Consider the following 2,800-nt stretch of genomic DNA (forward strand, 5'->3'; position numbering starts at 1 on the left):
GGTCGCGGGCGGTGGCCAGCGCCGCGCCCCGCCCGAGGCCGCCCAGCAGCTGCGGCAGGGCGGCGTTCTCCTCGGCGGTCAGCTCGGCCACGAGCATCCCGGACTGGAAGACGAACCCGAACCGGGTGCGGCGCAGCTCGCTGCGCGCGGTCTCGGACGCGTCGTCGATCCTCGTCCCGCCCGCGAACACCTCGCCCGCGTCGGCGGGCAGGATGCCCGCGAGCACGTGCAGCAACGTCGACTTCCCCGACCCGGACGGACCGACCACGGCCACCGCCTCGCCCGGAGCGATCTCGATGTCGACCCCGTCGAGCGCCCGCTGGGTGCCGTAGGTCTTGACCAGCCCCCGTCCGGCCAGTGCCGGTGCGGACGGCCCGGCCGGCACCGGTCGTCCCGCCGGGTCGGCGCCGGGGTCCGCCCCGCGCACCGCAACCGCCTTGTCTCTTCCGAAAACCATGGCAGGCAGCCTCGCGTGCTCCCCGGGCCGACCGCGTCGGACGGACGGTCCGGAACCCGGCGTGGGAAATCGGCCGATCGGCCGAGCCGCCCTCGGTCCGACGGCCGCTGGGCCGGACCACCGCCTGCTCTACCGTCGTCGGACGTGGCAACCACCCGGAACACACGGCTCACCACGGCCCTGTCCCGTCTCGGCCCGCCGGGCGCGGTGCTGGTGGCCGCCCTGCTCGTCGACCTACTGATCGTCAGCACCGCCGGGTTCGACCGTTACGGCCCGCACGGCGTCGAGTTGTGGCTGCTTCCCGGGATCGTCGGGCTCACCGCGTGCGCACTCGCCGCCCCGGCACGGCCCGCACGGGCGGCGTGGGCCGGATCGGCCGTCCTGGTGGCCTCCAGCGCGCTCATCTCCCGTGTGGAGGCGCCCTCGTACACCGCCCTGCTCCACGGGATCACCGTCACCGAGACCGTGGCCGGGCTCGTGCTGCTGTACCACGGCGTCCGCGCGCTCCCCACGCTCGACGCGGTGTTCGCGGGCGGGGCACTGGTGCTGGGCACGCTGTTCAGCGTGGGACTGCGCGACCGGTCGGTGCCGGGCTCCTCCTTCGACGAGACCCTGCTGGAGGGTTCGGTGCTGCTCGTACTCACCGTGGCCGCCGGTGTGGTGGGGCGCGCCCGCACGACGGAGCGACCGGGTCGGATCGGCACCCTGCTGCGCGAACAGTGGCCCGCCGTGGGCGTGCTCGCCGGAGGGTTGTTCCTCGAACTGATGTCCTTCTCGGTCCAGGCTCCGCCCACCGCGGTACTGTTCCCGTTCTCGCTGGCGGGGGCGGCCGGCGCGGTCACCGCGGTCCGGCGTCCGGTCCGGGCCGCGGTGCTGTTCGGCACCGTGCTGACGGCCACCACCGTCGTCGCGGGGGTCGTCATCGGCCGGGGAACCTTCGGTCCCTCGGTCTACCCGGCTACCGGTGGTGTGCCGTACGGGCAGGTCGCGGCGGGCGTGGTCGTGGTGGTCGCCCTGGTACGCCTGACTCCGCCCCGGCGGGCGGGGATGCTCATCGGCGGGATGAGCGCCGTGGTGGCCGCGGTGGCCGTGCTCCACACGATGTTCGACGACGCCCCGCCGTTGCGCACGTTGTTCGTCGGCGCGTCGCTGCTGCTCGGCCTCGCCGTGGCCTTCGGCCTGTTCCTGCGCGCCCGCGACACCGACCGCGCCCGGACCCTGGCCACCGCGGTCCACGACGCCCAGACCGCCGAGCGGATGGCGCTGGCCCGGGAACTGCACGACGTCGTCGCGCACCACGTCACCGGGATCGTGGTGCAGGCCCAGGCCGCCCGGTTGGTCGCCGAGCACAACCCGCACGCGGCGGTGGACGCGCTGGAGGGGATCGAACGGGCGGGCACCGACGCGATGACCGCCATGCGCCGCCTGGTGCGGAGCATGCGCGAACAGGCGCAGGCGGGCGCGGGCGGATTCAGCGCGCGGGCCACCACGGATCCGACGGCGGATCTGCGCACGCTGATCGACTCGGCCAATCACGGCGTGCCCACCACCGCCGAACTCGACCTCCCGGCCGACCTCCCCGGGGAGGTGGCGCGGTCGGTGCTGCGGCTGGTGCAGGAGTCCCTGACGAACGTCGGCAAGCACGCCACCGGGGCCACCGCGGTGACGGTGCGCGCGGGCACGACCGCCGACACCCTGTACGTGGAGATCGCCGACGACGGCACCGGAGGCGTCGACGGGCCCACCGACGAGTCCGGATACGGTCTCGTCGGGATGCGCGAACGCGTGGAGCTGTTGCGCGGCAGCCTGTCCGCGGGCCCCGCCGACGACGGCGGCGGATGGCGGGTGCGGGCGTGGATCCCGCTCGCGGCGGAATCCACCGGGGCCGACAGGGAGGACGGGCAGTGATCCGGGTGCTGATCGCCGACGACCAGGACATGGTGCGCGCGGGTTTCCGGATGATTCTGGACGCCCAGGACGACATCGAGGTGGTCGCGGACGTCGCCGACGGGGTCGGGGCCGTCCGCCGGGCCCGCGAACTACGGCCCGACGTGTGCCTGCTGGACATCCGGATGCCCGGCATCGACGGACTGGAGGCCACCGGGCGACTCGCCGGGCCGGACGTCGCGGACCCGCTCAAGGTCGTCGTGGTCACCACGTTCGACCTCGACGAGTACGTCCACTCCGCGCTGGACAACGGTGCCTCGGGCTTCCTGCTCAAGGACGCGGGACCGGCCCTGCTGGTGGAGGCGGTGCGCGCGGCGGCACGCGGGGACGCCCTCGTGTCCCCGCAGGTCACCGTCCGGCTGCTGCGGCACTTCGCGGGCGGCGCCGGTGGCCCGG

Annotated in this window: 3 protein-coding genes; 2 read left to right on the forward strand and 1 reads right to left on the reverse strand. The window is 74.6% G+C overall.

Annotated features, from left to right (window positions below):
* Positions 1-457, reverse strand: a 457-nt coding sequence (locus ACTIR_RS0118715; protein ID WP_233345951.1) for an ATP-binding cassette domain-containing protein, incomplete at its 3' end; no start/stop codon positions are given.
* 144 nt (positions 458-601) lie between these two features.
* Here ACTIR_RS0118715 and ACTIR_RS0118720 point away from each other — a divergent pair.
* Both ACTIR_RS0118720 and ACTIR_RS24295 read left to right on the forward strand, forming a co-directional pair.
* On the forward strand, positions 602-2,365 hold the full coding sequence (locus ACTIR_RS0118720; protein ID WP_026455424.1) for a sensor histidine kinase: 1,764 nt from the start codon (positions 602-604) through the stop codon (positions 2,363-2,365).
* The coding region (locus ACTIR_RS24295; protein WP_019810943.1) for a response regulator at positions 2,362-2,800 on the forward strand (439 nt) is incomplete at its 3' end. The genes ACTIR_RS0118720 and ACTIR_RS24295, both read left to right, overlap by 4 nt.

The sequence above is a fragment of the Saccharomonospora iraqiensis subsp. iraqiensis genome (genome assembly GCF_000430445.1).
GTDB lineage: Bacteria > Actinomycetota > Actinomycetes > Mycobacteriales > Pseudonocardiaceae > Saccharomonospora > Saccharomonospora iraqiensis.